A 14238-nucleotide genomic window follows, 5' to 3' on the forward strand; every position below is an offset into this window, starting at 1 on the left:
CAAATAAATTTATAATTATGCACTTTAGCTCATGATACAGAGTTATAGCATGTATAAAAAGACCCGCATTGCAGGCCTATAAAAATTGAAGTAGTTATCTTTAACCTATACCAAAACAATATTAATTAGAAATACCTAACATACGAAGGGATCTTGAGCCGTGGCCGGAGTGTAAAGTGTATAAGTCGGCACCGAGGTTGATGTTGCTTCCATATAAACAAAGTGACAGGTTGCGGCTGGTGCACCTTGAGGACTAAATGCTAACCCTCCGCCTGTAACAGCCGTTGACACTCTACATCCATTGCCGCAGCAATCGCTGTTGCATCTTCAGGCAGATAGCCAAACACCGTTTGTATCGGCGTCCCCGTGCCTATGTCCACCCCTGCTGTATTCCCCGTATTAGCATACGGCATCAGCGATACGTTCTTCACCTGCAATGGACGCTTTGGAAAACACCAGAGAGTTCGCTCCCTGCAAAGAGGCCCTAAAGCCACTAAAGTGGATGCTTTAGCATCCGATTGAAGATTGATAAATTTAGACGCTGCGGTTACCGCTAAAATGCTTAAAATGATGATAACTACCACTAACTCGATTAAGGTAAAACCTAGCTATTTTACTCTTACCATCACTTTACCTCTATTTGAAAACTACAGTTCACACTCGGTACGCAACCAAACTATCCTAATCTTACTTAAACTCAGTTTAGTCAAGCATTAGGATTTTGGGCAATTGGTCACAGGGAAGATATAGCTCAGATTTAGATATAAAAAAGCCTGCAATGCAGCAATGCCGGTAAATTAAGCTTACTGGCATTTTTTATTTCTGACATATCTCTGTGGCCTCCGCTTAACGGTTCTAGGAAAAGACCGAGTTCGTCGAGGCTCTAAAATTAGGCTCTCTGCCATATCATAGAAGTATTTTAGTTGCCCAGGGAGGCTCCTGGTGTCGAGTAGGGCAAACCTACTAAAAGCCTCAAAATGTGAGCCAAAGAACCATTAAAAATCAACTGATAAGGGAGATAATCTCCTTTGAGTTGATGACACATTTTCACCATCTGATAGCGTACTAAATTGTAGGTGAGTAAGATCCCCCACAACTCCTGCTTAACGAGCTCTGGTAGTCGACTTCTCAACGTTAATCGATTGCCTAGCATGTATTGCTTCTGCTCCCGGTAACCCAATTCTATTTCCCATCTATGTGCATATAGGTCAGCGATGTCTGTAACGGGATAGCGCATCGGATCAGTCATTGAGGTCAAAACCGAGTATTCTTTGCCATTAATCTTTCGACTTATTAACCGCACTTCTAGCTCATTTGGCAACTCAGGCCAGCGTTTTCGGGCATGTGGATTACTTTTTAATTGAACGATCTTATCGTTGCGTCCTAAGCTGCGGATCACCTCATATTGGACATTTTTCTTCAAGTGGAGCAGCCAGTGTCGCTCAGTACCAGTGGTTTGCCACTGATACAGCAGTCCAAGTGAATAAAAGCCTCGATCGAACGGTGTCAGACTATGGTCTGGAGTCGAGTCGATAAGTTTCTCAGCCAAAATCATCTCGTTAACAGCATAATCATCAAAAGCACTGGCGGTAATAAGGTGGTTACTCAATTCCATTTGGCAGACCATACGCACTTGAGGATATTGAGTGTTTTTGGGCGTGGTGAATACCTCTGCATTATCAGGTGTATCTTCCGTTCGCCACACTACACCATCGACTCCTAGTAACATCAGTCCACTCCAAGCTGGATGTAGATCTTCTACGATTCCAATGAGCTTGAGTACACTCAAACAGCGCTTTCATTGCTGCTTCACCTAGAGCTTTCCGTCGTTGAGTTAAGGCGCGAGGAGCGACAAATGGCTTACCCTCTCTATCGACGATATCGAGCATATTAACAATGTGAGCCATGGACTTATCGTTATAGATAGCCATCCCGATGAGAAGCCAAGCCATTGACTCCAATGTTAACTTTCGTTTTCTAAGGGTTACCGTTTCAGTCAATGCATACGCTTCCTCTATCAATTCTAGAGGGAGTAGGTCAGCGAGGATTTCAACTTGATGAGGTTTTAGTTGGTTGATGATGTCAAAAGCTTGAGAAACATGCATAAAAAAATCCGAGACCTAGAGATAGGACTCGGATTCTGAAGCATCTAGAAGATCAGTCAACCGATCGATAAATCACTAAATGATCAGCATTGCTGCAATGCAGACCTTTTAAAAATTAAAACAATAATTAACAATCATCTACACTTGGAGCAGGACTGACTACTGGGACAACGCTAGTACTGGTAGCTTGAGTATAAGTAAACTTACAAGCAGCAGGAGCACCTCGTTGCCAAACTGTAACAACTGCAGCAGCAGTGCCAGGAAAAATAATCCAATCATTGCTGCCTGTTGTATTCGTTGGATCAGTAGCACTAGTACCAACATCAAACTTCACATCGATAGCATTTTCCAGCTCATCTTGATCAGATTGAATATATCCAAAATTTGTAACAGCATCAGTCCCCGTTCCGATATTAACAGCGGGTGGTGGTGTTGCCCCCAATGCTAAACTCTCTTGACCAGAGATTGCTGCTTTAGAATAAACTAGAGAGTTTGCTCCTTGTATCGCAGCTCTCATACCTTGAAGCGCAGAAACACGTGCGTCTGATTGAAGGTTGATAAACTTAGGTGCTGCAGTAACAGCAAGAATACCTAAGATAATAATAACAACCACTAACTCGATTAATGTAAAACCATTTTGTTTTTGAGTTTTCATTATAATTTACCTATTAACAGCCATTATCTAAGATAACATAAGTTGGGAGCGTAGTGGCGTTTGCCGCTTCAGTGTAAGTTAATGTACAACCGGCTAAGGTTGATCCAGTACCCGTCGTCGCGGGAGCACCGTTTTGAGAAATTACAGCAACTGCTGGATCTGCTGTCGATGCAACAACGATCCAATCTGTGCCTGCGGTACCAAAGTTTGCATCGACAGCATTATTAAGTTCTAAAACAGTAGCTTGTAAATAACCAAAATCTGTTTTTGCATTCAAAGCAGCTCCGATATCAACACCATCAGTACCGGTCCAAGTGGAAGATGCTTTCTTCTCATCACCAGCTAAAGCTGCTTTAGCGAATACAAGAGCATTTGCACCTTGAATAGCACCTTTAACACCTTGAAGTGCAGACGCACGTGCATCAGACTGTAGATTGATAAATTTAGGCGCAGCTGTTACCGCAAGGATGCCTAAAATAATGATAACGACGACTAACTCGATTAGGGTAAAACCACTTTGTTTATTCATTTAAGAACCTCATTTACAAACTGTATAGTTATTTTATACAGTTAAATTATCTATAAAAAATCAGTCAGTCCTTTTGACACAATCTATTCAAACTACGTGCCTAAACCTTATTATTATTAACACGTGACTACCTTAGTAGCAGTTAAACTTTTATATGCACTTTGCTACGCATCACTCACCTCTCCATCATGACAACTGAGAAATGCGTATAAATTATAAATCATTCGAGAAGCTCACCACTTGCCCTGTGCCTGGGTTGTAAGTCACTCCCTTAGCACCCGCTGTTGTTAGATCAGGTTGAGGACTGGCCACGCCCGTTGTCGGATCTAATCTCAGTGAAGCAATTAAGTGATACACACATACATCTAATCCAGGAACCAGCTCACCGGTTATTGCTGTACCAGTTCCACCAATATTGCCAATAACACTCACGACATATCTCTGCTTACGAGCATCCTGATTTATCTGTACGTTTCGAGGAGCATTTTGCAAAACTGCATTAAACACTTCCTGACAAGTCGCATCGGTCATCGTGGTCGCATCCGTATTGCCAATGCCAGATTGAGGCGACCCCGTAGGAAAGCCAAACCTCTCATCCAAATAAGTTCGGGTACCGTCAAGGATCACTGAGTCATTTCGACGTCCATCGACTTCCCACTGTGCACGAACAAAACCAACCGCCGTTGCTAATCCACCTGATACGCCATCAACACTCGCATCTTCTGCATCATCGGTGACATTTAAAAAACGAGGAATGGCAGTCGCCGCTAACAAACCTAAAATAACAATCACGATGACAAGTTCAATTAAAGAAAAACCTTGCTGTGATCTACTCTTTTGGTTTTTCATATAACCTTTTAACTCTTTATTCATGATACCCCCTATAACACCTTGTACAATTCTAACAGTTCATAGCATTTTGGAAACCTATGAAATAGCTAAATTTAGTCTTTAAGCAAAACTTTTACTCTACCAGACCGCAAATCGTAACGTAATTCACCAAAACTTCCATCAATATAGCTACAAACATCTCTTTGAGGGTCAAAAATAGTTACGATCTGTTGCCTTTCAGTCTCTCGCCCCAATAACAAACCCCAAAGCTGTTTACACCCGTCCATATCTCCTTGGTCGAGTAAAGGCCAACCTCCTTTACTCATTTTAATGAGCACTAACACTCGCTCTTTATGCTGACTTTGGTCATTTGTGTTAAAGGAGTTCCAATCTAAAGGCATCGACTCTGGTCTTCCTTGAGCAAACCACTGAGCTTTCACCATAGCTAATATATTAATCAGCTTTGTATGATCCCTCTTGAGACTTTGTGCACCGATGTTGTCCACCGAATCAAAATACTTAAAACCTAAAATAGCTAACAGTGCCAGAATAAGCAGCATCGAAACCACCTTGCCAAATACCTGCAGTAATTCACCGTCAGCCTTTTGCTGGTTCAGCATACTATTGAGAACCTTTAAACAACTTATGCATTAGTTTCCACCTTTAATGACCTTGATCATGCCCCACCATTTAGTTAAATAAATACCTTTTTATCAGTCATAAACAACCACTACCTTTAACGATCTTGAACATGTCCCACCATCGAGCTAAATAACTGTCTTTTTGTTATCCTTTAACCACGTTGAGCATGTCCCACATTGGTAAATAAATGCCCAATGCAAGTATCAATACTATGCAGGCCACGAAACCAATCAAGATAGGTTCTAGCTTCGCGGTTAAGTTTTTTAGATCATAATCCACTTCACCTTCATAGAAATCTGCAGCATCATTAAGTAGCTGATCAATCTGTCCGGTCTCCTCACCAACAGCCACCATTTGCAGCACTAAAGGCGTAAAGAGATGACTTTGATTGGAGACTCTCAACATAGAATCACCCGACTCTATTCCTCGGCGCATGGCCACTATACTGTCGTGCATGTAAGCATTATCCACAGCATCAGCGACCAAACTCAATGCTTGTGTCATGGGAACACCGGCACTCAGCATCATTGAGAAACTTCGACAATAGCGTGACAAGGTTGAACGCTCAATGATACTGCCTACGGCGGGGATATGTAGCTTCCATTTATCCCACTGTTTCTCACCTTTCTCAGTGCTATGCCAATAACGAATACCGATAAATGTCCCTATGGCTCCGATTAACATGATCGGCCAGTAATTAACAAATAGATTTGAAGTGCCGATTAATATCTTAGTCGCCCAGGGAAGATCGGCTCCGAAACGTGAAAACATCTCGGCAAATTTAGGGATCACCATGATATTGAGGATAACCATGGCTAAAGTGATCGCCACTAACACGAATATAGGATAACGCATTGCCGCTTTAATCCGGCGACGAGTCTCTTGTTCGCGCTCTATATAGCCAGCAAGCTGGATGAAAACATCTTCTAACTTACCCGTGTTTTCACCCACATGGACCATCGAGATAAAGAGTGCACCGAAAATATCTGGATGATGGTTCATTGCAGATGAAAGCGGGCGGCCCGAAGTAAGCTGCTCAGAAATATCGTCCAGTGCATCTTTCATCCGTTGAGAGTGAGTGGTTTCAGATAAACCAGCAATGGCACGTAAAATAGGAATGCCTGATCGAGTCAGCGAATACATCTGCCTTGAAAAAATTTGCAGCTCATCCAAGCTAACCTTAGCTTTAAACAAATTGCCCAGATTAAACGAGACTTTTTCTTTATTCTCATTAAGCTCTAATGGGATCACCGAACGAGACATAAGTTGATCGGCAGCCGCATTTTCCGTCGCGGCATCAACCACTCCGGTAACCTGCTTACCCTGCGCATCTCGACCTCGATATTTATAGACTGGCATTCGCTTTTCCTATCATCCTAGCGCTAGTAGGCATATACCAATAAATATAAGCAGCTTTAACCATCATCAGACCTCAGTCTCATTCCGCTTCAATAGAGATGCTTGAGACTCGGTAACATCTTCAACCAGTTTGGCAACTTCTTCGATAGTGGTAACTCCTTCAGCAAGGTATTTCATTGCAGAAATGGCTAATGGAGTAAAATTAGGACTCTCATGAGCGGCTCGAGCAAAATCGTGAGGATTACCTGTTCGCATCGCATCGACCATGGCATCATCCAATTCTAATATCTCAAAGACACCGACACGTCCACGATAACCACTGCCATTACAGCTTTGACAACCAGACCCCACTCTAAACGTGGCCTGTGAAAAGTCTTGCTGGCTGACCGAATCCAGCCAAACCTTATCTTGTGCGGTGAGCTGATATTCTTTCGAGCAGTTTTGACATACACGTCTTACGAGTCGCTGGGCGATAATCACTCTTAATGCACTCGCCACCAAATAGCTTGCAGCCCCCATGTCCAATAGGCGTAGCGCGCTGGTTATAGCGTCATTAGTATGCAGAGTTGATAGTACAAAGTGACCGGTTAACGCGCCCCTCAATCCGATCTCTACCGTCTCTTGATCACGCATCTCACCCACCATAATAATATCGGGATCCTGACGTAATGTAGTTCTTAACACCTTGGAAAAATCTAACCCTATTTTATGGTTAACTTGAACTTGATTAATTCTTGGCAGTTGGTACTCGACAGGATCTTCAACGGTAATGATTTTGCGATCTGGAGTATTCAACTCACTTAACACACCGTATAGCGTTGTGGTTTTACCGCTACCTGTTGGACCTGTTACCAGTAACATACCGTGTGGTCGCTTAATCTGCTTACGTACCCGAGCTAAAATTTCTGGCGGCATACCCGTCTCATTCAATGTCAGCAAGCCAGCAGATTGATCAAGAAGACGCATCACAACTGATTCACCGTGATAAATGGGCATAGTTGACATACGCACATCAATTTTATGTCCTTTTATCTCCATATGAAAACGTCCATCCTGAGGCAGACGTTTCTCGGAGATATCTAGGCCGGCCATCAGCTTAAGTCTTAATACTAGAGCTGCTGCAATACTGGATTCAGGCAGAATATTCTCATGCAGTTGACCATCGATTCGCTGACGGATCCTTAATACTTTCTCACCGGGTTCTATATGCACATCTGAAGCTCGCATCTGCACAGCATCTTCAAAGATAGATTGAAGCAGCTTAACAACGGTTGTTTCATTGTCACTGTCACCATCGGTTAAACTAGCAAGATCAAATTGCTCGTCAGCGGAATACTCCTCTTCCAGCTTTCCCGCAATTGCAGCAATTTGATCCGTTCGACGGTATAAGTGATCGAAAGCATCGAGTAACTGTTGTTCAGTAACCACCGCGATTTTCATCGCCTTCGGTGACAGTAGAGTCTCTATATGATCCATAGCTTGTAAATCTGCAGGATCGCTCATGGCAACTAGCGCGCTTTCTCCATTATCTTCAACAACTAATGCACGAAAACGACGGGCTTGAACTTCAGGTAATAGATTGACGATTTCGGCAGGTATCGCTCTGCGACTGATATCGAGAAATGGAATATTTAGCTGCTGAGAAAGAAACCTAAGTAACTGCTCCTCTGATAGACAATTTAAATCTATCAAGGTACGGCCTAGCTTCTTACCTGTGCTTCTTTGCTCACTCAAAGCTTGAGTCAGTTGAGAATCACTAATAATCTGCTCTTGCACAAGCAGATCACCCAAGCGCATTTTTAACTTTGGTTTCACAGATCTTCTCCTAACTGCACTAATCTGGTTTCAATATAGTCCACCGCTTGCACCGATAATCCCTGCTTTGGCACCGCTTTGTAAAAGAGGGCTTGTCGATAGGCTTCTATCGCTATTGCATATTTCTGTTGAGCATCGAGTACATAAGCTAATCCCATCCACCAACGACTCTGTGTCGCTTCAGCTTGTAAAAGTTTGCGGTAACTACCTTCAGCCAAGGTATAGTTTTTTACCTTTTGTCCAATACTGCTCTCTTGTATCCATTTCTGTTGACTCAAGGAACTACCATCAGGGATACGATTCAGACTATCTAGAGCATCTTCGTATTTACCCGCCGCCTGCTGGACACGAGCCAATAACATCAAGTAATCAAACTTCTGTGGGAATAGCGCAGTACCTTGCTTTAATGTATTGCTGGCTTGATTTAAATTTCCTTGGCCATAATAAAGTGCGGCGAGACGCTCTCTTGCTTTATGTAACTGTGGGCTGAATGACAAAGCTTCTTGATAATATTCAATGGCATCTCTTTGATCTCCTTGATCCTCAGCTTGAGTGCCCAATTGAAACCTTTTCTTTGCCAGTTCCGAGTTAGACAATCTCACCTCGGTGATAGCCATAAAGCTATCATCTACCTTAGGCGTACTCACTGGCTTTAAAGCGCTCACGACTGCAGTGTCTTCGAGTGTCGTAACTGTTTTATTATTTACCTGCTTAGAAGTTTCGGTTTCTATTGGCTCTTTTACGGTCACTGGCGGAGCACTTACCCCTAGAACCGGTTTAACAACTTGAGCCTTAGACTCATGGTCAACATCGACCCTCTCCACTAACAGAGCATTAAGTTGAACACTCTGTTTGAGAGTCTCTTGCTCCACCCCACTCTCATTAGCATTCACAACGTTGAGACTCTGCACTGCAATAGGCTTCGGGAGAAGCGAAATCCTGCTCTCTATCAACTCCGTTTGTTGACTCGAGCTACTTTGAGTCAGGGTTTCCCACTTATATGCCACTGCACAGATAAACACCAAACAAACCAAAGCTAGCAGAATCCAAGGTAATCTGGGTGAAGGCCTAGAGCGATATTGCACTGATACAGTATTCATATTTTCAAGTGAATGTGCCTGTTGCCGTTTATCTAAATCTTTAAGCATGGTGTTTATTACACTCATGAGGCTGCTCCATAAAAAAGGTGCACACCTAGGCCAGCCAATGCCGACATAACCCCGAATCCCATACACCATAGCCATCTTGTGTGGAACGATAAATGGGCATCTTGAGTATCAGATATTGCGGCTTTTATATGTTGATTTTTAACTCGTTTAGCGCCTTCACCAAAACTAAGTAATAATGATTTATGAGCTAATATATTGATCAATCTAGGGATCCCTCTAGCTGCCTGCGTTAAGACGCGTATATCTTTATCGATAAACAAAGGGTCACCCACCCGGCCTGCTACCGACAAGCGGTGCTGCACATAGGCACATCCTTCATCCACAGATAACGCTCTCAAACAATAACTAAAAGTAATTCTTTGTCTTAACTGTCTAAAATTATGCATACTTAAACGCTGATCGAGCTCTGGTTGGGCAAACAATACCACTTGTAACAGTTTACGACTCTCGGTTTCTAAATTGGTAAAGAGCCGTAATGCTTCCAAGCTTTCATCGGGTAAAGCCTGAGCCTCATCAAGCACCAGCACAATTGAGTGTCCATGGGCTGAGAGTGCTAGCAACTGTTGTTGGATAAGTCCAGTAAGCTGCATCTGATCGATATTGGCCGAATATTTAAGACCAAGCTCCAAAGCGACAGCCCATCTTAGTTCCGCAGGCGAAAGATAAGGATTAGGCAGATATGCACAATGAAATCGCTTAGGTAATTCATTAATCAATTTCCGACAAATAAGCGTCTTACCCGTGCCTACTTCGCCAGTGACTTTAATAAACCCTTCGCCGGTTTGAAGGGCCATCTGCAATACATCTAACGCCTCAACATGAGGTGCTAAACCAAAAAAGAACTCAGTGTTTGGCGTTAAAGAGAAAGGCATCTCCGCCAATTCAAAATGATGCAGATACAAAGTTTACTGTCCTGACTCATTTTCTTCTTCCGGATACCAACGATCAAGCAGGTCTTTAGAACGTTCTAGCTCTTTTTTCCAAGTATTGGCTTCCACCACTGTAGGCTTAAGTAAAATCACTAACTCAGTTTTCTGTAATGACTTAGCTCGGTTAGTGAACAACTCGCCCAAAAGTGGAATATCACCTAAAAAGGGAACTTTAGAAACTTGATCTAAGTTCTCACTCTTCATTAGACCGCCGATCACCACGACTTCGCCTGTTCTAGCCCTAATTACAGTATCTGATTCGCGAATGTCACTCTGAGCCAGTGGCAACACTAAATCGGAACCCGCGATAGTAATGGTTTTACTCTGTTCTTTAATATTAATAACTGAAGGATGAATGTGTAGCAAGATATTGCCTTCCCCATCTATTTGCGGTGTAACATCCAAAGCGATACCAGAGAAGAATGGGGTAAGATCAACCTGAGGTGTCGTCACTGGGTTTGTACCTCCAACTGTCGTTGATGATACATTGGTCACAAAATATTCATCCTTACCCACTTTAATCACTGCTTTTTGGTTATTTGTTGCTGTAACTCTCGGACTCGAAAGCACATCTACGTCGCCTTGAGTATCAAGTAAACTGATCATAGTGGTAAAATCTGCACCTGAAATAGATAAAGATGTCACACCTCCTATCGCACTGGTGATTTGATTACTTACCCCTGCAGAAGGAGATGTACCAAACGTAACATCAGTATCTCCCACATGACCAAGCACTTGCTGCCATTCAATCCCTTGCTGATAGCCATCTGATAGAGTAACTTCTAGTATTTTCGCCTCTAATATCACTTGACGTTGCAGATGAGATTCTGCTGTTTTCAAGAAAGATTTTGCTTGGCGTAATTCATTAGGATAGGCTCTAATCGTAACCAAACTGGCTTGAGGTGTGAGCACGACTTGACGACCATCAGCTGTTCCTCCAATAATGGAAACTAATGTCTCTTTCAATTCCCCCCAAAAATCAGTGTTTGTGGCTGAGCGAATAAAAGTCCCGCTGGTTGTCTCGCTATTACTGTTTGAATTAGAACCATTATTACTTGATGAATCACTGTTGTTATTGTTGCTGTTGTTACTATTACCTGAGTTCGAGTTATTATCCTGATCAGTGATACTTCCTGAAGTCACTGTCGTGAGTGATAGGCCTTGTCGCTTCATTTGTAAATAGTTCAACGCAAACGTTTCAGTACGCATTCCAGCAGGGAATATACGCAAAATACGATTTTCTTGGCTCACTTCATAGCCATAAATATCTTCTATCACTTGAAGCACCTCACTTAGAGTAACCTCTTTAAGCGAGAGGGAAATTGTACCAGTCACATTCGGGTGCACTACGACACTTAAAGGTGTGCCTTGAACTAAACTGGGAAAGAATACACTGGCTTCGACATTATTAGCTGAAACATCAAAGCGACGCTCAGCCCTTATAGTCGTTGAAAATTCGCTCTGTAAACTCTGTAATGCTAATTCATTTTGAACTGATTCAGGCATCATTGCAGGCGGTGGTGGAGTGATATTCTTATCGTTCTGTATTGACTCATTCAACACAGACATAGATTCAACTGGCGCTTGCCTATCTGTTGATTGACAGGCCATCAATAAAAACGCTAACAGAGGCGTAATGATTCTAATCGCTGTCATGTTAATGGCTTCCCTTTGTCTCTGTTATTATTTGATACATGTTCAATTTTCGTCCATCGGCCAATGATACTGAATTGATGCCAATCTGGGTTATTTTTACCCCTTGCACCCTATCACCAACCACATAAATTTGGTTATTGATCACTACATGAGAATTAGTCCCTGCACTGATAATGCTATTGAGCTGCAAAGCATGCCCTTTCTCTGGTGTCGCAGTAGATGCGCTCCCGACTTCTTTTCCTGGACGGGTAGGATCTCTTAACGTCTCAGCTTGCACGCTGGCCATTAGTACTAATACCAACATAGCTAAGATCCAATTAACCTTGACTTGAAACACTGATAAAATCCTTATTGATGCTTAAGGTGTAGAGCTCTAATATAATGTTTGCCACCGGATATTCCTCAACCTGATATTCCATCCGCTTCCAATAAAGCTTGTTTGGCATTGCTTCAATGGCTTGAATGAACTTCAGTACAGCAAAGTAATCTCCTTGGAATGTCAAACGAATACCGTGGCTATACAGGTTCATCTTCTTCTCTTCGCCAATAGCTAACAGTGGTATCGGTGCGATGGATTGAAAATCCTGCAACTCTATCCCTTTCACTGTTTCAAGCAGTTGACTCAATAACGTCGCCATATGATCAGCAGGCACCATATCTACCATCTGAAAGGATAGTTGTTTATCTAACTCTTTACTTTGCTGTTCTAGCACCGTAAAGCGAGCATGATATTCATCATTAGGATCTTGCTCTAATCTTTGTTTATAAAGCTCAATCTGTTGCAGTGATACCTTATTTTCAGCAACAAGGGCTAAGTTGTTGCGGGATAATTTGTTATGCTTTAACAGCAAAGACTCAACGGGTAAATAACATAGCATCCCAATGACTACAAATGCCGCGACAGCTACCATAACTCGCTCGCGCTGACTTAGCAGATCAAAGTGAGCACCCAACTCTTGTAACTTTTGCTTCACTGGCTCACCTCCACTTGTGCTTTACTCGTAAGAGTAAAAGAGAGTGGTTGATTTTCACCTCGATTCATCGTCATAGACGCGAACGCTTGTTCCTTTAATGTGTCAGTTGTTTTAAGTCGAACCACCCAAAGAGGAACACTATGTGCGCTGGCAGTAAAACCTTCGAATATGTAATTATCTTTCTCTACTTGAAATCGATTTAACCAGATACTGGAATTTGCAACTTTAGCAAGATCTATCATCAAAGGAGAATAGCCGTGACTTGTCAAAGCTTCTCTTTGACCCAACTCTCCCAATAACATGCGCTTAAGGTCAACCTGCTGCGAAAACAAGTCAACTTTGGCAATCAAATTTGCATCGGGTGAACGCTGCGCCATTGCCGCTTCTAACTTCACTTTTTCCCGCTCTAAGCTATTTTCTTTACTCGTTAACTCTAGGTTATCTGACTCCAAACCTAAAACCAGAACATAACTAATTGTGGATCCAACAACACTGAGAGCGAGTAATACAATTAATCCAATGGCGATTCTATTAAAGGACAATCTCAACTCTGCAGGTAAAAGTGACTCAGAATAGAGATTAATTCGAGTCTTAATCGTCATACCTGTACTCCTGCCACATCTAACTCATTCCGCCTCATCTCAATCAAGGCTAAATAGGCCATTTTGCTCTCAACACTTTCAACCGCAATAACATTCACTTCTTGATTGAAGTTAACACCAATTAATTCTGCTAATTTTTCAGTATGACCATTAATTAATAACTCGATAGAGGAGACAGGAGCCTGACGTTGCTGGCTTTCAAAGAAATCCATAGATCTTTGCAATTCCAGACTTAAGTTATCAGCCATACCAAAACTAAGCTCTTCGGCACTCACTGTATCAATCTGATTAAAACCTCGAACTCTTCGTTGCATATATAACTCACCTTGCTTGACAACCGTCAGTAAGATCTCTTGCCCAGAAAGGTGACTGATAATTAATTTTGCCAATGGATCTTCCAAAAACAAATTAGTCACAGCCATCTCTTCGATATTAATGCCGACAACTTGCATCTCGTGATCTTTTGCTGCTAACACCATCGCAGCCGTCTTCTTCTTATCGACGATAACCACACTTAACTTGGCACTATTGAGTTGAGGAGGCTCAAAATAATCAATATGTACATCAGTCACAGCTTGACTGATCATATCTTTTACCGACCATAATAAGGCCTGATTCATCTCATCTGATTCAACATTAGGTCTATCGACTAACAAAAGTTGATAATAAGGTGAACTTAACGTGATCTGTAATTTAGATGAACCAAACTCTTTAGCTAAGTTGCTAAATAAGCTAGACCAATTAACACCATCAAAAGCGAATTCCTTTGTGTCATACCGAAAAATATTTTCGTCTTTATTTTCAAAAACTTGATGGCAAGCGACGACTTTATCTGGGCACACATAGATACCGACATTGAGTTTAATATTTGATTTCTGCCAGAAGGCTAACCGACTAAAAATACCTTTTCCCATCATAAGGTGCCCATTATAATTTTAAATTGCAGTATACGCATATAATGCTATAACTTCG

15 protein-coding genes and 1 pseudogene are annotated in these 14238 nt (G+C 42.2%); all 16 read right to left on the minus strand.

Translation table 11 applies throughout. From position 1 onward, the window contains the following. Positions 1-135 precede the first annotated feature (135 nt). Positions 136-291: a hypothetical protein gene (locus tag HWQ47_RS28155; RefSeq protein WP_269968653.1), complete on the minus strand. Its 156-nt coding sequence runs from the start codon at positions 289-291 to the stop codon at positions 136-138. Beyond that, entirely contained in the window at positions 261-413 is a 153-nt protein-coding gene (locus tag HWQ47_RS28160) for a hypothetical protein (protein ID WP_269968654.1), read from the minus strand. Before HWQ47_RS28160 ends, HWQ47_RS28155 begins: the two co-directional genes overlap by 31 nt. A gap of 390 nt (positions 414-803) precedes the next feature. Beyond that, a pseudogene (locus tag HWQ47_RS24875) lies at positions 804-2105 on the minus strand (IS4 family transposase). Between the two features lie 127 nt (positions 2106-2232). Continuing rightward, positions 2233-2760, minus strand: a complete 528-nt coding sequence (locus HWQ47_RS24880; protein ID WP_269968655.1) for a type II secretion system protein — start codon at positions 2758-2760, stop codon at positions 2233-2235. A 13-nt stretch (positions 2761-2773) separates the two neighbouring features. After that, positions 2774-3289: a type II secretion system protein gene (locus tag HWQ47_RS24885; RefSeq protein ID WP_269968656.1), complete on the minus strand. Its 516-nt coding sequence runs from the start codon at positions 3287-3289 to the stop codon at positions 2774-2776. Between the two features lie 213 nt (positions 3290-3502). Then, positions 3503-4162, minus strand: a complete 660-nt coding sequence (locus HWQ47_RS24890) for a type II secretion system protein (RefSeq protein ID WP_269968657.1) — start codon at positions 4160-4162, stop codon at positions 3503-3505. A 71-nt stretch (positions 4163-4233) separates the two neighbouring features. Beyond that, a complete protein-coding gene (locus HWQ47_RS24895) occupies positions 4234-4740 on the minus strand; it encodes a hypothetical protein (protein ID WP_269968658.1) in 507 nt (168 codons plus the stop codon). A 166-nt stretch (positions 4741-4906) separates the two neighbouring features. Beyond that, positions 4907-6121: a type II secretion system F family protein gene (locus tag HWQ47_RS24900; RefSeq protein ID WP_269968659.1), complete on the minus strand. Its 1215-nt coding sequence runs from the start codon at positions 6119-6121 to the stop codon at positions 4907-4909. A gap of 66 nt (positions 6122-6187) precedes the next feature. Continuing rightward, on the minus strand, positions 6188-7936 hold the full coding sequence (locus HWQ47_RS24905) for a GspE/PulE family protein (RefSeq protein ID WP_269968660.1): 1749 nt from the start codon (positions 7934-7936) through the stop codon (positions 6188-6190). Continuing rightward, a complete protein-coding gene (locus HWQ47_RS24910; RefSeq protein ID WP_269968661.1) occupies positions 7933-9102 on the minus strand; it encodes a tetratricopeptide repeat protein in 1170 nt (389 codons plus the stop codon). Before HWQ47_RS24910 ends, HWQ47_RS24905 begins: the two co-directional genes overlap by 4 nt. Beyond that, positions 9099-10007, minus strand: a complete 909-nt coding sequence (locus HWQ47_RS24915) for an ExeA family protein (protein WP_269968662.1) — start codon at positions 10005-10007, stop codon at positions 9099-9101. Before HWQ47_RS24915 ends, HWQ47_RS24910 begins: the two co-directional genes overlap by 4 nt. Positions 10008-10010: 3 nt before the next feature. Then, positions 10011-11690, minus strand: coding sequence for a pilus (MSHA type) biogenesis protein MshL (gene mshL, locus HWQ47_RS24920; RefSeq protein WP_269968663.1), 1680 nt, complete (start codon positions 11688-11690; stop codon positions 10011-10013). Position 11691: 1 nt separating this feature from the next. Further along, complete coding sequence (locus HWQ47_RS24925) at positions 11692-12027, minus strand: MSHA biogenesis protein MshK (RefSeq protein WP_269968664.1); 336 nt, start codon at positions 12025-12027, stop codon at positions 11692-11694. Continuing rightward, positions 12008-12664 carry an MSHA biogenesis protein MshJ gene (locus tag HWQ47_RS24930; RefSeq protein ID WP_269968665.1) on the minus strand — a complete coding sequence of 219 codons (657 nt, stop codon included), beginning with the start codon at positions 12662-12664 and terminating at the stop codon, positions 12008-12010. The genes HWQ47_RS24925 and HWQ47_RS24930 overlap by 20 nt, the downstream gene beginning before the upstream one ends. Next, positions 12661-13266, minus strand: a complete 606-nt coding sequence (locus HWQ47_RS24935; RefSeq protein ID WP_269968666.1) for a PilN domain-containing protein — start codon at positions 13264-13266, stop codon at positions 12661-12663. Before HWQ47_RS24935 ends, HWQ47_RS24930 begins: the two co-directional genes overlap by 4 nt. After that, on the minus strand, positions 13263-14180 hold the full coding sequence (locus HWQ47_RS24940; RefSeq protein WP_269971855.1) for an MSHA biogenesis protein MshI: 918 nt from the start codon (positions 14178-14180) through the stop codon (positions 13263-13265). The genes HWQ47_RS24935 and HWQ47_RS24940 overlap by 4 nt, the downstream gene beginning before the upstream one ends. Positions 14181-14238: the final 58 nt, after the last annotated feature.

Source organism: Shewanella sp. MTB7, assembly GCF_027571385.1.
Lineage (GTDB): Bacteria > Pseudomonadota > Gammaproteobacteria > Enterobacterales > Shewanellaceae > Shewanella.

Coding starts and splice junctions, on each gene's coding strand:
- HWQ47_RS24900 (WP_269968659.1), bottom strand. CDS start 6,121: ATGCCAGTCTATAAATATCGAGGTCGAGATGCGCAGGGTAAGCAGGTT.
- HWQ47_RS24885 (WP_269968656.1), bottom strand. CDS start 3,289: ATGAATAAACAAAGTGGTTTTACCCTAATCGAGTTAGTCGTCGTTATC.
- HWQ47_RS24940 (WP_269971855.1), bottom strand. CDS start 14,180: ATGGGAAAAGGTATTTTTAGTCGGTTAGCCTTCTGGCAGAAATCAAAT.
- HWQ47_RS24910 (WP_269968661.1), bottom strand. CDS start 9,102: ATGAGTGTAATAAACACCATGCTTAAAGATTTAGATAAACGGCAACAG.
- HWQ47_RS24890 (WP_269968657.1), bottom strand. CDS start 4,162: ATGAATAAAGAGTTAAAAGGTTATATGAAAAACCAAAAGAGTAGATCA.
- mshL (WP_269968663.1), bottom strand. CDS start 11,690: ATGACAGCGATTAGAATCATTACGCCTCTGTTAGCGTTTTTATTGATG.
- HWQ47_RS28160 (WP_269968654.1), bottom strand. CDS start 413: ATGCCGTATGCTAATACGGGGAATACAGCAGGGGTGGACATAGGCACG.
- HWQ47_RS24935 (WP_269968666.1), bottom strand. CDS start 13,266: ATGACGATTAAGACTCGAATTAATCTCTATTCTGAGTCACTTTTACCT.
- HWQ47_RS24895 (WP_269968658.1), bottom strand. CDS start 4,740: ATGCTGAACCAGCAAAAGGCTGACGGTGAATTACTGCAGGTATTTGGC.
- HWQ47_RS24880 (WP_269968655.1), bottom strand. CDS start 2,760: ATGAAAACTCAAAAACAAAATGGTTTTACATTAATCGAGTTAGTGGTT.